We start from the raw sequence: 16,038 nt of genomic DNA on the forward strand, positions 1-16,038 counted from the left end.
AAGCGCTGCTAGCGCAGGGCGCTGCCGAAGAGCGCCGCGACGGACGGGGCCGAGAGGTCCTTGGGGCCGAAGGCCACGGACTTCTTGGCCGTCAGGCCCGTGGACGTGCCGCGCAGCGACCACAGGGCGCCCGCGCTCGCGTTCTCGTTGACCGAGGACGCGGCGAGGTCGGCGCGGCCGTCGCCGGTGACGTCGAGCAGGGCCGTGGCGGCGCCGAACGCGTCGCCCTTCTCACCGACGCCGGGGATCTCCGGCGTGTCCTGCTGGAAGGCCTGTGCGCCGGTACCGGTCACACCGGAGGCACTGCCGCGGACCAGGACGACGGAACCGGCGTCCTTGACGCGGCCGACGTCCTCGCCGGGCACGCCGACGGCGATGTCGGCGAAGCCGTCGCGGTTGACGTCGCCCACGGCGACGGAGGCGCCGAACGCGTCACCGTCCTCCTCGGCACCGGGGACACCGGGCAGGTCCTGGTTGAACTTCTGGACCTGGCCCTCGCCCAGCTTCAGGCCGTCCTTCGAGCCGTAGGCGACCATGACCTTCGACTCGTACTCGCTGTCGCCGACCACCAGGTCGTCGTAGTGGTCGCCGTTGATGTCGCCGAGGGCGAGGGCCCCGTCGGAGCCGACGGCCTGGCCGCGCTTGAAGCCGGTGGGCGAGCCGTACAGCACCCTGTTGCCCCACTCGCCGTCGCCGTAGTAGTCGTTCATGGCGATGTCGGCGCGGCCGTCGCCGTTGATGTCGCCGACGGCCTTGGGCACGACCGGGCCCTTCACGGAGCGCGGGCCGTCGATGCAGCTCTCCGGCTTGCCGGGCAGCGGCGAGCAGTCGAGGTCGGGGCGCTCGTCGCCGCCGTAGCTCCACCACTGCGACTTGTCCATGAAGTCGAGGGTCGCGGTGGGCTTCGCGGTGCGCGAGATCGGGCCCTTCCACAGCTTGGCGCGCTGGTCGACGGGGTCGTCGCCGTGGTAGGCCACGGTGGCGAACAACGCCAGGTCGGTCTTGCCGTCCCCGTCGAAGTCGCCCGCCTGCGGGGCGTGGCCGTACGTGTTGATCTTCGTGCCGCTGGTGAGGCCGGACGCGGAGCCCCACATGATCACCGACCCCGCGTCCCGCCAGCCGGTGCCGATGACCAGGTCGGTGAAGCCGTCGCCGTCCAGGTCGCCCTTGGTGAAGGAGCGGCCGAACTCCTGCTTGGTGGCGGCCGGGCCGGGCACACCGTTGGTGGAGCGGCTGATGATCTTCTTGTGGGCCGGGTCGAGACCGTTCTTGGAGCCGTAGGCCACCGCCACGTATCCGGCCTTCTTCTTGCTGGAGACGGTGGCGCCCGGGGCGCCGACGACGAGGTCGGCGTAGCCGTCGCCGTTGAAGTCGTCGGTCGCCTCGGCGGCGGCGGTCTTCTTGGCGGCGGGGGTGGCGGCCTCGGCCGGGCTCTGGCCGAGGGACCAGATCGTCAGCCCGCCCGTCAGCAGGGACATGGCGACCAGGGGCGTGGTGAGACGGGCTCGGCGACGTGCTCGAGACATAGGGCTTCCATATTCCTTTGATCGAAGGACGGCGCTGAACATCCGTGGGGAGTTCACCGCCGGTTCACCCCCCTTGACCGCCCAGGTCCCCCAAAGGTTGCACGGCGCATCGGGGGTCTCCCGCCGCACGCCCGCCTTGACATGCAGCCGAATGGCTGCCTATTGTTTTTAGGCAGCTGGATGGCTGCATATCTGGGGGCGGAGATGGACGACGAGATGGACGAGGTCTTCAAGGCGCTGGCCGACAGCAGTCGCAGGCGGCTGCTCGACAGCCTGAACGCCCGCAACGGCCAGAGTCTGCGCGAGCTGTGCTCGGAGCTCGACATGGCCCGGCAGTCGGTGAGCAAGCACCTGGCCCTCCTGGAGGAGGCCAACCTGGTCACCACCGTCCGGCGGGGCAGGGAGAAGCTCCACTACCTGAACGCCGAGCCCATCAACGCCATCGCCGACCGCTGGATCAGCCGCTACGACCGCGCGCGGGCGCACGCGCTCGCCGATCTCAAGCACGCATTGGAGAGCACCGCCATGAGCAGCAGCGACAACACCGCGTTCGTCTACACCACGTACATCAGGACCACGCCCGAGAAGCTGTGGCAGGCCCTGACCGACCCGGCCTTCACCCGGCGCTACTGGGGCCTGGAGTTCGTCACCGACTGGAAGCCGGGATCGGTGATGGCCTGGGAGGGCCACGGCCTGACCGGCCCCGACCCCGAGCAGGTCGTCCTGGAGTGCGACCCCTACCGGAGGCTCTCCTACACCTGGCACACCTTCACGCCCGGCTTCGCCAAGGCGGTGGAGGTCGACGACGAGACGTTCGCGAAGATCTCCGCCGAGAAGCGCTCCAAGGTGTCGTTCGACATCGAGGCGCAGGGCGAGACCGTCAAGCTCACCGTCGTCCACGACGGTTTCGAGCCCGGCAGCACCGTCCTCGCCATGATCCAAGACGGCTGGGCCGCGCTCCTGTCCAGTCTCAAGACCCTCCTGGAGACGGGCGAGGAACTCCCGGACCCCGCCAAGCGGGACGCCTGACCCGGCGGGGCGGACCTCCCGCCGACGCACTTCGCCCCCGCCGGGGACGGGCCGCCGATGTGTGCGTAACCTGCCAGGAGGAGGTGGGGGCATGCGGGACGCGGACCCCGGGCTTTTCGGGCCCTCGTCGGTGACGTGGCAGATGCACGGCGATCCCATGATGTGGGTCGCGGGTGTACGCGCCCTGTACCTGCAGGCGCTGCACCCGCGCGCCGTGCGCGGCGTCATGCAGAACTCCGACTTCCGCAAGGACGCCTGGGGCCGCCTCATGCGCACCGCGGGCTTCGTCGGCACCACGACGTACGGCACCACCGAGGCCGCCGAGAAGGCGGGCGCCCGGGTGCGCAAGATACACACGATGCTGTCGGCGACCGACCCGGACACGGGGGAGCGGTACGGCGTCGACGAACCCGAGCTGCTCCTGTGGGTGCACTGCGCCGAGATCGACTCCTACCTCCACGTCGTCCGCCGCTCCGGCTTCCCGGTCGGCGCCGCGGCCGCCGACCGGTACGTCGCCGAACACCGCGAGAGCGCGCGCCTGGTGGGCCTCGACCCCGCGCGCGTACCGGCGTCGACCGCCGAACTCGCCGCGTACTTCGAGAAGGTGGCCCCCGACCTCGCCGCCGGAGCGGAGGCGCGCGTCGTCGACGACTTCCTGCAACGGCCGCCGACCGCACCCCTGCTGGTCCCGGCGCGCGCCCTGCTGTGGCGGCGCGTGGCGAACCTGGCCTACGCGTCGCTGCCCCGTTACGCCCACGCCCTGTACGGCAGGCCCGCGCCGCCGCCCGCGACGGTGACGCGTCGCCTCGTCACCACGGGCACCTTGCTGCGCTGTGTTCCCGCCCGACTGCGCTGGCAGTTGCCGCCCAAGCACATCCTGCGCGCCATGGCCCGGCTCGGCCCGGGCAGCCGCCCGGCGTCGTACAAAGTCGACAGACAGGACGCCATACTGGACGGGCCGGGGAGGGCGCGACGACGCGACGGGGGCGACAGCACGAGATGCCAGAGTCGGGGGACACCAGGCTGATCCAGGGCCGGTACCAGCTGCTCGACCTGATCGGCCGCGGCGGCATGGGCGAGGTGTGGCGGGCCCGCGACGAATCGCTGGGCCGCAGGGTCGCCGTGAAGTGCCTCAAGCCGCTCGGGCCCCAGCACGACCCGGGGTTCACCCGTGTCCTGCGCGAGCGCTTCCGGCGCGAGGCCCGGGTCGCCGCCGCGCTCCAGCACCGCGGCATCACCGTCGTGCACGACTTCGGCGAGTCCGACGGCGTCCTGTACCTGGTGATGGAGCTCCTCGAAGGGCGCAACCTCAGCCAGCTCCTGGAGGACAACCAGCAGCACCCGCTGCCCGTCCCCGACGTCGTGGACATCGCGGAGCAGGTCGCGTCCGCGCTCGCCTACACCCACGAACAGGGCATCGTGCACCGCGACTTGAAGCCCGCGAACATCATGCGACTCGTCGACGGCACGGTGAAGATCTGCGACTTCGGCATCGCCCGGCTCGGCCACGACATCGGCTTCACCTCCCGCCTGACCAACACGAACATCGCCATGGGCACCCCGCACTACATGTCGCCCGAGCAGATCAGCGGAGCCGAGGTCGACCAGCGCAGCGACCTGTACTCCTTCGGCTGCGTCCTGTACGAACTGGCCACCGGGGCGCCGCCGTTCGACCTGGACGACGCGTGGGCGATCCTCGTCGGCCACCGCGACACCGAGCCCGAGCCGCCGCGCCGCCGCCGTGGCGAACTCCCCGAGTTCTTCGACCGGATCGTCCTCGACCTGCTCGCCAAGCACCCCGACCAGCGGCCCGGCGACGCTCGCGAGCTGGGCCGCCGCATCGCCGCGGGCCGCGGCGCGCACCCGAACCGCGCCACCTACGTCCCCACGGTCGTCAGCCCGCACCTGCGCCGCACCCAGCACCCGCCTCCCGAGCGGTCAGGGGAGCGGTCCGGGGAGCGGCCCGCACCCGGCCGCCCCGAGCCGTCCCTGCCGTCGTGGACGCGCGGCATGACCACCGGCCACAAGGCGACCGGCGCGGGCCCCCTGCGCCTGACCCCGCCCGACGCGGCCGCGGGCCTCACCGGCGAGTGGATCCCGCGCGCCGGCGGCCGCCGCCCGGTCGTGCCGCGGCCCGCGACCGCCCGGCCGACCCCGCCGCCCGACGTCCTCGCCACCCTCGTCAGCAGGCACAACGCGGGCCTGAGCCTCGGCCGCCTCGGCCGCTGGACGGAAGCGGGCGAGGTGCACCGCGCCGTCGCCGCCGAGCGCGAGCACGTCCTCGGCGCGGACCACCCCGACACCCTCGCCAGCCGGTACGAGGTCGGGTTCACGCTCAGCCGCACCGGGCGGCCCGCCGACGCCCTGCGCGAGTACACCCGCGTCGCCGAGGGTCGCGAGCGCGCGCTCGGCGGCGAACACACGGACACGCTCGCCGTCCGCCAGGAGATGGCGTACGTCCTGGGCCAGCTCGGACGGCACTTCGAGGCCCACCAGATGTACACATCGGTGCTCGCCGTGCGGGAGCGCACCGCGGGCCCCGACCACCCCGACACCCTGCGCTGCCGCCACAACCTGGCGTTCAACCTCAGCCGTCTGGGCCGCCTGGAGGACTCCTACCGCCTGGCCCGCGACGTCGCCGCCGCCCGGGCCCGCGTCCTCGGACCCACCCACCCCGACACCCTCGTCACCCGCTACGAAGTCGCCTACACCCTGGGCCAGTTGGGCCGCTGGCCGGAAGCGCTGCAGACCTATCGCGAGGTCGCGGAGGCCCGTGCGCGGGCCCTCGGCGCCGACCACCCCGACACGCTCGCCGCGCGCTACGAGGTCGGCATCAGCCTCGGCCGCCTGGGCCGCAGTGCCGAGGCCCTGGAGCTGTACCGCGCCCTCATCGAGGACCGCGCCCGCGTGAACGGCCCCGCCGACCCCGAGACCCTGCGCGCCCGCCACGGCCTCGGCGTCAACCTCGGCCGCCAGGGCCGCTGGGAGGAGGCGCTCGCCGAGGCCCGCGACGTCTGCGCCGTGCGCGAGCGCGTGCTCGGCGCGGACCACCCCGACACCCTGGTCAGCCGCCGCGAGATCGCCGTCGGCCTCGGCTGGCTCGGCCGCTGGGCGGACGCGCTCACGGCCTACCGCCACGTGGCCGCGGCCCGCGAGCGCGTGCTCGGCGCCGGCCACCCCGACACGCTCGCCAGCCGCAACGACGAGGCCCACTGCCTGGAGCAGCTGGGGCGCGGCGCGGAAGCGGTGGCGCTGTACCGCAGGGTGGCGGCACTGCGCCAGCAGCGGGCGACGGGCGGCCACTGACGACCGCGCACCCCGCGCATCCCGCGCTCCGCGCATCCGGCGGGTCCCACGCACCTCGTACGCCCCGACGCGCACTCCACTCCCCGTGAAACACCCACTCGAAAACCGATCCGTGCTACGAAGAGGCATGCGACCCAGCTATGACGCCGTCGTGATCGGCGGAGGCCACAACGCGCTGGTGGCGGCCGCCTACCTCGCCCGCGCGGGCCACTCCGTACTGCTCCTCGAACGCCTCGGCCGACCGGGCGGGGCCGCCGTGTCCAGCCGCCCGTTCCCCGGCGTCGACGCCCGTCTCTCCCGCTACTCGTACCTCGTGAGCCTGCTCCCCAGGAAGATCGTCCGCGATCTGGACCTGGACTTCCGGGTCCGCACCCGCAACGTGTCGTCGTACACGCCCACCGTCCGCGACGGGCGCCCCACCGGGCTCCTGGTGGGCGGCGGCGAGTCCCGGACGCGGGCCTCCTTCGCCCGCCTGACCGGCGACGACCGGGCGTACGAGGCCTGGCGCGACTTCTACGCGCTGACCGCCCACGCGGCCCGGCGGATCTTCCCGACGCTCACGGAACCGCTGCCGGACAAGGCGGAGCTGCGGCGGCTCGTCGACGACGACACCGTCTGGCGCACCCTGTTCGAAGAGCCGATCGGCCGGGCCGTCGAGGCCCGGTTCGCCGACGACCTGGTGCGCGGCGTCGTCCTCACCGACGCACTCATCGGCACCTTCGCCGACGCCCACGATCCGGGCCTGCGGCAGAACCGCTGCTTCCTCTACCACGTCATCGGCGGCGGCACCGGCGACTGGAACGTGCCCGTCGGCGGCATGGGCACGCTCACCCGCGCCCTCGCCGAGCGCGCCCTGGCCGCGGGCGCCGAGCTGCTCACCGGCCACGAGGTCACCCGCGTCGAGACCGACGGCAAACGCGCCGAGGTCACCTACCGCACCGCGGACGGCGACGGCACGGTCGCCGCCCGGCACGTGCTCGTCGGCACCTCGCCGCACGAACTCGCCGCCCTCACCGGTCAGACGCCGCCCGCGCCCGCCGAAGGCGCCCAGCTCAAGGTCAACATGGTGCTGAAGCGGCTCCCCAAGCTCCGCGACGCCTCGGTCGACCCCCGCGAGGCCTTCGCCGGGACCTTCCACATCGCTGAGGGCTACGCGGAGCTGGCGCGGGCCCACGCCGAGGCCGCGGGCGGCGCCCTGCCCTCGGCACCGCCCTCCGAGATCTACTGCCACTCCCTGACCGACCCCACCATCCTCGGCCCCGACCTGGTCGAGCGCGGCTACCACACCCTGACCCTCTTCGGACTGCACACCCCGGCCCGACTGTTCACCGACGCCACCAACGCCACGGCCCGCGACGCGCTCCTGACCGCGACCCTGGCCCAGCTCGACGCGCACCTGGCCGAGCCGATCGCCGACTGCCTGGCCACGGACGCGGACGGCCGCCCCTGCGTCGAGGCCAAGACCCCGCTCGACCTGGAGCGCGAGCTGCGCCTGCCCGGCGGCAACATCTTCCACGGGGACCTCTCCTTCCCGTACGCGGACGACGCCGCCGGCCACGAGGACCGGTGGGAGGACCGGTGGGGCGTGGCCACCGCCCACCCGAACGTCCATCTGTGCGGCGCGGGCGCCCGCCGTGGCGGTGGCGTCAGCGGCATCGCGGGCCACAACGCCGCGATGGCCGTCCTGGAGCGCTGATCAGCGGGGACCGGTGCTGGTGTACGGTCGGTTCCGGCCGACGCGAGGGGCCGGGAGGGATGTCCCTCGCGCGTGTGGAGGAAAGCGAGAGGTGCTCACCATGGCTGCCCGACGAGACGGCCGCCAGGCGGACGCGCCGACCTTCACCGAGCGGGCCCGCCGCCGCCAGCTCATCGAGTGCACGATCGACCTGATCTCCACCAAGGGCCACCCGTCGACGTCCCTGTCGGCCATCGCCGAGCGGGCGGGTCTGTCCAAGGCCGCGGTCCTCTACCACTTCGCCTCCAAGGACAACCTCACCCGGGCCGCGCTGGCCCACGTCCTGGAGGAGTTCACCGCGTACGTCGGCGAGCGCGTCGCGGCGGCGCCGGACCCGCGCGCCGCCGTCGTGGCCTACGTCCGCGCCATGGTCGGCTACCAGGCGGAGAACCGCCGCCACGTCCGCGTCATCACCGAGATGCTCCTCGACGACCACGGCGGCACCCGCCTGAAGACGCCCGGACGCCACGACACGGCGGGCCGCTGGCAGGCCCTCGCGGAGCTGCTCGCCGCGGGCCAGGAGGCCGGGCACTTCCGGCCGTTCGACCCCGCCACGGTCTCCCTGGCCGTCGGCGGCGCCATCGACGGCGTCATCAGCCACTGGCTGGCCCACCCGGACCTCGACCTGAACGCGGCGGCGGACGAGCTGGTGACGTTCACCCTGCACGCGATCGACAGGTCCTGACCGAGTCAGGGCTTCACCCGCGCGGTGCTCACCCGTCGTTGCCCATGGCCTTGCGCACGGCGTCACGGGTGCGGTCCACGAGGGCCGCGAGCGGGCCCAGGGCCACGTTCCCCGCGGCCGACTCCACCCCCGGGTGCGGGCGCGTGGGCGCCACGGCCTCGGCCGCCCGCACCCCGGCCGCCATGGTGGTGAGACGACCGGGCTCGGTGTGCCGACGCACGTGCGGGAACTCGTACCGCTCCTCGGCGCGGGCGTGCCGCGTCACCTCGGTGCGCAGCACGGCGAGCGCGGGCAGGAACTTGGGGTCCTCCGGGTCCACGCCTTCGAGGCGCGCGAGCAGCTCCTTGGCCTCTCTCTCCTCCGCGAGCCGGTCCCGCACGATGTCGCGGCCGCCCGCGAACACTGTGCGCGCGTAGGGGTGCAGGACCTCCTCCTCGGCCGTCTCGTGCACCGCGAGCAGCCGGACGAGGCGGCGGAAGGCGGCGCGCCGCTCGTCGCCGGTGGTGTGCTCCACCGCGTCGAAGAGGTTGCGGATGTCGCCGTGCTGCCGCATGAGCAGGGTGACGACGTCGCCGTCGCCCGCGGGCGTGTCAGGCATGGTGGTTCCTCTCCCGTTCCCGGGCGGCGTCCTCGGTCTGCGAGCGGTACTCGCGCCCGAACAGGTCCTCGTGCTGGGCCATGACGCGCTCGCTCGGCGGCTCCTCGCCGCCGTGGACCCGCTCCTGCATCCGCCGGAACCGCTCGTGCGCGTCCCGTACGTAGCCGGTGCCCAGCGTGGTCAGGTCGATCTGCGTGTCGAGGAGTCCGCGCACGTACTGCTTGTTGGGCTCGAAGGTGAGCACGTTCGGCAGCTCGGGCGCGAGGACCTCCTGCGGGTCGCGGCCGTCATGACGGCGCATCAGGTCGCAGGCGACGTGCAGGTGTTCCAGCTCCATGTTCAGATGCAGCTCCCAGATGGCCTTCACCCGGGGGTCGGTCTCCTGCTCCATGAAGGAGTGGTAGAGGTAGCACTCGTTGTACTCGTGGGTGACGAGCTGCTCCCACCACGTCTCGCCGGGGTCGATCAGCGACTCGTAATGGGTGACGTGCGCCTCCTCGATGAGCGCGATCTCCTGGTAGAGCTGGCGGGCGATCGGCTCCATGTACTGCGGGCCGACGTTCATGTAGAAGTTCATGGTCTGCTGCTCGGCGGCCGTCACGGTCAGCGCGTGCAGCTTGGACAGCGGCTGCGCGGTGGCGCGGTCGTACGGCTCGCGGACGTTGTCCTCGGGGTGCCGGTGGTGGAGCTTGGTGGGGCGGCCCGGCATGACCTCGGTGAGCTGCTCGACGATCGAGTCGGCCTTGCGGTGCTCGATCATCTCGTAGAGGTTCGCGTACCGGAACAGGTGGTCGAAGTCCTCCAGGACGCCGAACTGGTACGCCTGCCGGAGATACGGATCCGGCTCCGACCGGGCCACCCAGGCGGTGAGGTCCACGGCGACCTGTTCGTACGCGAGAGTCGTCTCCAGGACCGAGGCGAGGCCCGGCAGGAGCCAGTTGACGGCCTTCTGCTGCTGTTGCTCGACGTAGCGGACCTCGGCCAGGCGGCGCCGTACCTCCGGGTCCGGACAGTGACGTGCGAACTGGTGACTGAAGAGCACCGCTTCGGCCTCGATGCCGTTCATCGCGATGATCCGGCAGCGGGTGTACGGATCGCAGTGGTCGGGGTCGATCGGCTCCACGTCCAGTTCGCGCCAGGAGCGCACCTGCCGCTCCAGCGGAATGCCTCGCTGTTCCAGGGGGTTCAGGGTCATCCGGGACTCCTCGGCTTCGCGGTGCCGGACAAGGCCGCCGCCGGGTACCCGGGGCCCGGGGGGCGAAACGACGGACCGGCGCCGCCCGGCCACGCGCCGAGGACGGTCGGCCGCGCGGGGTGAGAACCGCGTCCGGGCGCTCGTGGAGCGCCTCGCGGGCCGCGGGCGCACGCTGGAGGCATGACAGCAGAGATAGTGGTGCATCGCGCGTCCCCGTCCGGCGGCCGACGGGTGGACGTGCACGGGGAGAACGTGGGCGTCGCCCACGGCGTGGCGGATGTGTCCGAGTTCCTGCGGCGCGCGGGCCTGGACCTCGATCCGGTCGAAGTCGCCGTGTCGCCGCTGATCGAGTGGCGCGGGGCGGGCCGGAGGTGTGGGGCAGGGGAGCGGCGGGAGCCAGGGGGCTCGGCAGGGGTGAGGGGGCGCGGGACCTCATGACGCGGGGCTGGAAGCCCCATGACGCGGGGCCATATGACGTGACGTCATATGGCCCCGCGTCGTCCGTGGCGCGAAGTCGTGTCGTGCGAGGGCGTACGGCGTGAAGATCACTTGCATACTCCGCCGATAAGTAGTTAGGTTAGCCTTACCTGAGCGAGCGGGGGAGTATGCGTGGATTGCGGGGGTTTCAGGGCTGGTCGCCCTAGTTTTCGGAGCGACCGCGGCGATGCGGTGCGGCGTGGATCCCTCAGATCCGGCCAACCCGCTGACGCGCCGCCAACTCCGTGCCGTTCCCGTGCTTCCGCCGCCCCGCGCGGCCTTCCGCAGAGCCCGTTCGCCGACGGCGGCATTGCCGCGCCGACCGCGCCGTCGGCACCGATTCCCACAGGAGCCACCCGATGAGTCAGACCCTGTCGCCCGAGAGGATCCGCGCCGACGTCGCGGAGCTGCTCGACTGCGACCCCGCCGAGATCGCGCCGGACGACAACCTGATGGACCACGGTCTGGACTCGGTGCGGATCATGACCCTCATCGAGCGCTGGCGCGCCGCGGGGGCGGCCTCCGTCGAGTTCCCCGACCTGGCCGAGCGGCCCGAACTCGGCCACTGGACCGCCCTTTTGACGGGTGGCGCCGCATGACGCTCAAAGACCACCGGGACCGGCACCTGGAGCGCATCGCGGAGGTCCGGGGGGGCCGCCACGCCGAGGAGGTGGGCTATCCGATCCGCGTCCGGGAGACCGAGGTCGTCCGCACCGCCATGGTCGGCACCGGTCTGCTGCGCCTCACCCTGGGCGGGCCCGGCGCGGCCGGGTTCGAGGCCCACTCGCCGGACGAGCACGTGAAGCTGCTCTTCCCGGAGCCGGACGGCTCGCTGCGCCTTCCCGAGCCGAACGGATCGATGCTGCGCTGGCCGCGCCCCTCGCCCACCTCGCGCGAGTACACCGTGCGCCGCTACGACCCCGTCGCGGGCGAGATCGACATCGACATCGTCCCGCACGCCGGCGGCCTCGCGTCGGACTGGGCCCACGAGGTCGAGCCGGGCGCCGTCGTGCACCTCGCGGGCCCGCCCGGCGGCCTGATCGTCCCGCACGCCTACGACCGCTATCTGTTCGCGGGCGACATCACCGCGCTGCCCGCGATCGCGCGCTGGCTCGAGGAACTGCCGAGGGACGCGCGCGGCTGGGCGTTCGTCGAAGTCGCCGACGCCACGCAGGAGATCGAGCTCTCCGCGCCCGAGGGCGTCGAGGTGCGCTGGCTGCACCGCGGCGACCGCCCGCCGGGCACCGGCGACGCCCTGGCACGGGCCGTGACCGAGGTGACTGTCCCCGAGGGCGAACGCCTCTACGTGTGGGTCGCGGGCGAGGCCGGGCAGATCAAGCCGCTGCGCCGCTGGGTCCGTGACGAACTGCGCCTGGAGAAGGCCGACCACGACATCACCGGCTACTGGAAGCGCGGCATCGCCGACTTCGACGACGAGCACGACCACTGACTGGACGAGCACGACCACTGACTGGACGAGCACGACCACTGACTGACCGGCCGACGGATCGGCCGACGGTCAAGACCGGCCCGCCCCGGGCCACCGGAAGGCCACCGCTCGGCCTTCCTCCCCTCCCCGAAACGCCGCCCGAGGGGCGGCCTCCCCGAACGAGCAAGGAGCTCCACATGTCGATACGCAGATCGTCGGGCCTGGTCGGCGCCGTCGCGCTGGGCCTGGTACTGACCGGATGCGGGTCGTCCAAGGACAAGGCGGACGCCTCGGACAAGGGCGAGACCCGTGTGTTCGCCGCGGACAACGGCAAGATCAAGATCCCGGCCAAGCCGAAGCGCGTGGTCGCCACCGGCTATGCCGTGCCCGTCATGATCGAGGCCCACGCCCCGCTGGTCGGCATCTCGTCGTGGAAGCGCGGCGAGCCCATGATGAGCAAGAAGGACCTGGCCGCCTACAAGAAGCTCCCCAAGGTCGCGGGCGAGCAGGCGACGGAGACCAACTACGAGGCCATCGCCGAGGCCAAGCCCGACCTCATCGTCATCGGTGTCCCCGCCCCGGTGCTCGGCGACATCGACGTCAAGCGCCTGGAGTCCATCGCCCCGGTGGTGGCGATCGGCCCGACCGTGCCCTCCGCGTGGCGCGAGCTGTCCCGCAAGCAGGCCGACGCCGCGGGCTCCCTCAAGCAGTTCGACTCCCTCCAGGCCAAGTACGAGGCCAAGGCCGCCGAGCTGAAGAAGAAGTACAAGAACGTGCTGCCCCAGCTCAAGCTGGGGCACGTCGGCGCCTACGGCGAGTCCGCCAAGGGCACCTTCCAGCGCGAGTTCGGCCGCTCCTGGGGCACCAACATCGCCGAGGACGCCGGCGCCAAGTACTACGGCAAGGTCAAGAAGGCGGGGCCCGGCTCCCGCGCGGTCAGCGAGTACCCCTCCATCGAGGAACTGCCCGCCTCGCTGCGCGACGCCGACGCCATCACGTACTCGGTCATGGCCGACGGCAGCGTCCCGAAGTCGGTCCAGTACGTCATGGACTCGAAGCTGTGGAAGAACCTCCCCGCCGTCAAGGCGAAGAAGACCTTCCCGATCCGCTACACCGAGGCCGCGACCTACGGGCAGGCCATGCAGACCCTGGACGCGATCGACGAGTCGTTCGCTCCGCTCCTGAAGCGGTGACCGTCGCGGGCCGCGTGTCCGATGCGGCGCCCACCGGGCGGGAGACGGCACCCACCAAGCGGGGGGCGCCGCGGTTCGGGCTGCTCGTCGGCGGCCTGGTGCTGCTCGCGGCCGTCGCCGTGGTCAGCATGGGCGTCGGCGCCCGCCCGGTGCCGCCCATGGAGGTCGTACGGGCGCTGTTCGACTTCCACGGCACCGACGACGACCACGTGGTCGTGCGGGACGTCCGGGTGCCCCGCGCGCTGCTCGCCATCGCGGTGGGCGCCGCCCTCGCGGTGGCGGGCGCGCTGATCCAGACGCTGGCCCGCAACCCCCTGGCGGAGCCCGGCATCCTCGGTGTCACCGCGGGCGCCGGGTTCGCCATCACCCTCGGCTCGGCACTCGGCCTGGTCGGGGGACAGGCGGGCGAACTGGGCTTCGCGGTCACGGGTTCCGTGCTCGCGGCCCTGCTCGTCGTCGCCGTCGGGCGGCACTCACCGCTGCGCCTGGTGCTCGCCGGCGTCGCCCTGACCGCGGTCCTCAACGGCGTCGCCCTCGGTCTGCGCCTGATCTTCCCGGACGTCTTCGACACCTACCGCTTCTGGTCGGTGGGCTCGCTCGCGGCCCGGGAGAACGCACCGCTGGCGTGGCCGTTGACCGCGATCGTGGTGTGCCTGATCGGCGCGCTGCTCCTGAGCCGGGCGCTCAACGTCCTGAGTCTCGGCGAGAGCGTGGCGCAGACCCTGGGCGCGGGCGTGGCCCGCGTACGGGCCGCCGCGCTCGTCCTGATCACCGTGCTCAGCGGGGCGGCCACGGCGGTGGCCGGACCGATCCTCTTCGTCGGCCTGATCGTGCCGCACCTGGTCCGCAAGCCCGCGGGGGGCTCCGTGCCGTGGACGATTCTCTACACGATGGTGCTCGGCCCGATCCTGCTGCTCGTCGCCGACATGGGGTCGCGGGTCCTGCTGCCCACCGGCGAGGTGCCGGTGGCCATCGTGACCGCCTTCCTCGGCGGACCCATGCTGATCTGGGCGGTCCGCCGCCACGGGGCGGGGGCACTGTGAACACGCCGGAAACGACCGCCGTGCGCACCCGGCGGGGGAGCGCCGTGAGCGCGCTCGGGCTGCGGGTCGAACGCCGGACGATGGTCCTCGTCGCGGTCATGACCGTCCTGATCCTGGCCCTCGGCCTGGTGGGGCTCTGCTACGGCGCGTCCTGGTCGACCCCGCGCGAGGTGTTCGCCGCCCTCAGCGGGGCCGAGCCCTCCGTGGTGATCCAGGACTGGCGGCTGCCGCGGGTCCTCGCCGCCGTCGTCTTCGGCGCCGCGCTCGGAGTGGCCGGGGCCCTCTTCCAGAACCTCACCCGGAACCCGATGGGCAGCCCGGACGTGATCGGCCTCGACGCGGGCGCCTACACCGGCGCCCTGGTCGCCCTCACCGTCCTCTCGGGCACCTCCGCGCAACTGGCCGTCGGCTCGGTGCTCGGCGGTCTCGTCGTCGCCGCCGCGATCTACCTCCTCGCGTACGACCGGGGCTTCTCAGGGCTGCGCCTGGTGGTGATCGGCGTCGCCGTCAACGCCATGGTGACCGCGCTCAACTCGTGGATCGTGCTGCGCGCCGAACTGGAGGTCGCGATCGCCGCGGTCGGCTGGAGCGCGGGCTCCCTCAACGACGTGGGCTGGGACAACGTGGGCATCCCCTTCACGGTCATCGGCGTCCTGCTGGCCCTGATCGCCACCCGGGCGCACGCCATGCACCAGGCCTCGCTCGGCGACGCCGTCGCCGTGACCACCGGCGTCGGACTCGACCGGCTGCGGCTGCTCATGGTGCTCGTCGGCGTCGGCTGCACGGCCACGGTGACCGCGGTGGCCGGGCCGATCGCGTTCATCGCCCTGGCCGCACCGCAGATCGGCCGCAGGCTCGCGGGCGCGCCCGGCGTGCCGCTGCTGCCCGCCGCGCTGACCGGCGCGGTCCTGCTGCAGGGCGCGGACCTGATCGCTCAGATGCTGCTCGCGCCCGTCTCCCTGCCCGTCGGAGTGGTGAGCACCGCGATCGGCGGCTGCTACCTGATCTGGCTGCTTACCAAGGAGGTGAGGCGCGCGTGACCGCACGCCTGACCGCGCGGGAGATCACCCTGCGCTACGGAGACCGCGTGGTCTCCACCCGGCTGAGCCTGGACGTGCCCGACGGCGCGTTCACCGCCATCGTGGGCCCCAACGCCTGCGGGAAGTCGACCCTGTTGCGGGCCCTCGTACGGCTGCTCCGCCCCGACTCGGGGCACGTCGAACTCGACGGCCGCGCGGTCGGCGGCTACGCGACCAAGGCCCTGGCCAAGCAGCTCGGCTTCCTGCCGCAGGATCCGCTGGCCCCCGAGGACATCAAGGTCCGCCAGCTCGTGGCCCGGGGCCGCTTCCCGCACCAGTCGCTCCTGGCCCTGTGGTCGCCCCGGGACGAGGAGGCCGTCGCCGAAGCCATGGCCGCCGCCGGCGTCGCCGACCTGGCCGACCGGCCGGTGCAGCAGCTCTCCGGCGGTCAGCGCCAACGCGTCTGGATGGCCATGGTGCTCGCCCAGGAGACCCCCTACCTGCTGCTCGACGAACCGACGTCCTTCCTGGACATCACCCACCAGTACCAACTGCTCGGCCTGCTGGCCAGGCTGCGAGACGAGGGCCGCACGGTCATCGCCGTCCTGCACGACATCAACCAGGCGTGCCGCTTCGCGGACCACCTGGTCGCCATGAAGGACGGCCGGGTGGTCGCCGAGGGCGAGCCCGGCGCCATCGTGGACGCCGCGCTGATCAAGGACGTCTTCGACCTGCCGAGCGTCATCGTCCCCGACCCCGTGACGGACACGCCCATGGTCGTCCCCACACTGCAAGGAGAGTGA

General features: G+C 72.7%; 15 protein-coding genes. 12 read left to right on the forward strand and 3 right to left on the reverse strand.

Annotated elements, in window-relative coordinates:
• Positions 1-8 precede the first annotated feature (8 nt).
• Positions 9-1,526: an FG-GAP-like repeat-containing protein gene (locus CP982_RS38630; RefSeq protein WP_150514752.1), complete on the reverse strand. Its 1,518-nt coding sequence runs from the start codon at positions 1,524-1,526 to the stop codon at positions 9-11.
• Between the two features lie 216 nt (positions 1,527-1,742).
• Between CP982_RS38630 and CP982_RS38635 the strand changes: the two genes are divergently transcribed.
• The 5 genes from CP982_RS38635 (at position 1,743) to CP982_RS38655 (ending at position 8,281) form a co-directional block, all read left to right on the forward strand.
• Positions 1,743-2,555 (forward strand): ArsR/SmtB family transcription factor, encoded by an 813-nt coding sequence (locus tag CP982_RS38635; protein ID WP_150515945.1) that lies wholly within the window; start codon positions 1,743-1,745, stop codon positions 2,553-2,555.
• Between the two features lie 91 nt (positions 2,556-2,646).
• A complete protein-coding gene (locus CP982_RS38640) occupies positions 2,647-3,582 on the forward strand; it encodes an oxygenase MpaB family protein (protein WP_144322701.1) in 936 nt (311 codons plus the stop codon).
• Positions 3,555-5,861: a serine/threonine-protein kinase gene (locus tag CP982_RS38645; protein WP_150514753.1), complete on the forward strand. Its 2,307-nt coding sequence runs from the start codon at positions 3,555-3,557 to the stop codon at positions 5,859-5,861. Before CP982_RS38640 ends, CP982_RS38645 begins: the two co-directional genes overlap by 28 nt.
• A gap of 127 nt (positions 5,862-5,988) precedes the next feature.
• Positions 5,989-7,557, forward strand: coding sequence for a phytoene desaturase family protein (locus tag CP982_RS38650; protein WP_150514754.1), 1,569 nt, complete (start codon positions 5,989-5,991; stop codon positions 7,555-7,557).
• A gap of 100 nt (positions 7,558-7,657) precedes the next feature.
• Positions 7,658-8,281 (forward strand): TetR/AcrR family transcriptional regulator, encoded by a 624-nt coding sequence (locus CP982_RS38655; protein ID WP_150514755.1) that lies wholly within the window; start codon positions 7,658-7,660, stop codon positions 8,279-8,281.
• A gap of 28 nt (positions 8,282-8,309) precedes the next feature.
• On the opposite strand, the gene CP982_RS38660 is transcribed toward CP982_RS38655, so the two are convergent.
• Positions 8,310-8,879, reverse strand: a complete 570-nt coding sequence (locus CP982_RS38660) for a hemerythrin domain-containing protein (protein ID WP_150514756.1) — start codon at positions 8,877-8,879, stop codon at positions 8,310-8,312.
• Positions 8,872-10,074 (reverse strand): hypothetical protein, encoded by a 1,203-nt coding sequence (locus CP982_RS38665; RefSeq protein WP_150514757.1) that lies wholly within the window; start codon positions 10,072-10,074, stop codon positions 8,872-8,874. Before CP982_RS38665 ends, CP982_RS38660 begins: the two co-directional genes overlap by 8 nt.
• A gap of 180 nt (positions 10,075-10,254) precedes the next feature.
• Here CP982_RS38665 and CP982_RS38670 point away from each other — a divergent pair, with 180 nt between their 5' ends.
• The 7 genes from CP982_RS38670 to CP982_RS38700 all read left to right on the forward strand — a co-directional run bounded on the left by CP982_RS38670 (position 10,255) and on the right by CP982_RS38700 (position 16,038).
• Positions 10,255-10,512, forward strand: coding sequence for a hypothetical protein (locus CP982_RS38670; protein ID WP_150514758.1), 258 nt, complete (start codon positions 10,255-10,257; stop codon positions 10,510-10,512).
• A 398-nt stretch (positions 10,513-10,910) separates the two neighbouring features.
• The gene (locus tag CP982_RS38675; RefSeq protein WP_144322707.1) at positions 10,911-11,150 is read left to right on the forward strand and encodes a phosphopantetheine-binding protein; all 240 of its coding nucleotides are present in this window, start codon (positions 10,911-10,913) and stop codon (positions 11,148-11,150) included.
• The gene (locus tag CP982_RS38680; protein ID WP_150514759.1) at positions 11,147-12,001 is read left to right on the forward strand and encodes a siderophore-interacting protein; all 855 of its coding nucleotides are present in this window, start codon (positions 11,147-11,149) and stop codon (positions 11,999-12,001) included. The genes CP982_RS38675 and CP982_RS38680 overlap by 4 nt, the downstream gene beginning before the upstream one ends.
• A gap of 176 nt (positions 12,002-12,177) precedes the next feature.
• Positions 12,178-13,173 carry an ABC transporter substrate-binding protein gene (locus CP982_RS38685; protein WP_150514760.1) on the forward strand — a complete coding sequence of 332 codons (996 nt, stop codon included), beginning with the start codon at positions 12,178-12,180 and terminating at the stop codon, positions 13,171-13,173.
• Positions 13,170-14,216 (forward strand): FecCD family ABC transporter permease, encoded by a 1,047-nt coding sequence (locus CP982_RS38690; RefSeq protein ID WP_150514761.1) that lies wholly within the window; start codon positions 13,170-13,172, stop codon positions 14,214-14,216. Before CP982_RS38685 ends, CP982_RS38690 begins: the two co-directional genes overlap by 4 nt.
• 80 nt (positions 14,217-14,296) lie before the next feature.
• Positions 14,297-15,256, forward strand: a complete 960-nt coding sequence (locus tag CP982_RS38695) for a FecCD family ABC transporter permease (protein WP_150515946.1) — start codon at positions 14,297-14,299, stop codon at positions 15,254-15,256.
• The gene (locus tag CP982_RS38700) at positions 15,253-16,038 is read left to right on the forward strand and encodes an ABC transporter ATP-binding protein (RefSeq protein ID WP_150514762.1); all 786 of its coding nucleotides are present in this window, start codon (positions 15,253-15,255) and stop codon (positions 16,036-16,038) included. Before CP982_RS38695 ends, CP982_RS38700 begins: the two co-directional genes overlap by 4 nt.

It is taken from the genome of Streptomyces spectabilis, from assembly GCF_008704795.1.
GTDB lineage: Bacteria > Actinomycetota > Actinomycetes > Streptomycetales > Streptomycetaceae > Streptomyces > Streptomyces spectabilis.

What these genes read in the sequence shown, in the direction of transcription:
- CP982_RS38645 (WP_150514753.1), top strand. Translation starts at nt 3,555, where the DNA reads ATGCCAGAGTCGGGGGACACCAGGCTGATCCAGGGCCGGTACCAGCTG.
- CP982_RS38650 (WP_150514754.1), top strand. Translation starts at nt 5,989, where the DNA reads ATGCGACCCAGCTATGACGCCGTCGTGATCGGCGGAGGCCACAACGCG.
- CP982_RS38665 (WP_150514757.1), bottom strand. Translation starts at nt 10,074, where the DNA reads ATGACCCTGAACCCCCTGGAACAGCGAGGCATTCCGCTGGAGCGGCAG.
- CP982_RS38675 (WP_144322707.1), top strand. Translation starts at nt 10,911, where the DNA reads ATGAGTCAGACCCTGTCGCCCGAGAGGATCCGCGCCGACGTCGCGGAG.
- CP982_RS38670 (WP_150514758.1), top strand. Translation starts at nt 10,255, where the DNA reads ATGACAGCAGAGATAGTGGTGCATCGCGCGTCCCCGTCCGGCGGCCGA.
- CP982_RS38635 (WP_150515945.1), top strand. Translation starts at nt 1,743, where the DNA reads ATGGACGAGGTCTTCAAGGCGCTGGCCGACAGCAGTCGCAGGCGGCTG.
- CP982_RS38655 (WP_150514755.1), top strand. Translation starts at nt 7,658, where the DNA reads ATGGCTGCCCGACGAGACGGCCGCCAGGCGGACGCGCCGACCTTCACC.
- CP982_RS38680 (WP_150514759.1), top strand. Translation starts at nt 11,147, where the DNA reads ATGACGCTCAAAGACCACCGGGACCGGCACCTGGAGCGCATCGCGGAG.
- CP982_RS38685 (WP_150514760.1), top strand. Translation starts at nt 12,178, where the DNA reads ATGTCGATACGCAGATCGTCGGGCCTGGTCGGCGCCGTCGCGCTGGGC.
- CP982_RS38640 (WP_144322701.1), top strand. Translation starts at nt 2,647, where the DNA reads ATGCGGGACGCGGACCCCGGGCTTTTCGGGCCCTCGTCGGTGACGTGG.
- CP982_RS38695 (WP_150515946.1), top strand. Translation starts at nt 14,297, where the DNA reads ATGGTCCTCGTCGCGGTCATGACCGTCCTGATCCTGGCCCTCGGCCTG.
- CP982_RS38630 (WP_150514752.1), bottom strand. Translation starts at nt 1,526, where the DNA reads ATGTCTCGAGCACGTCGCCGAGCCCGTCTCACCACGCCCCTGGTCGCC.
- CP982_RS38660 (WP_150514756.1), bottom strand. Translation starts at nt 8,879, where the DNA reads ATGCCTGACACGCCCGCGGGCGACGGCGACGTCGTCACCCTGCTCATG.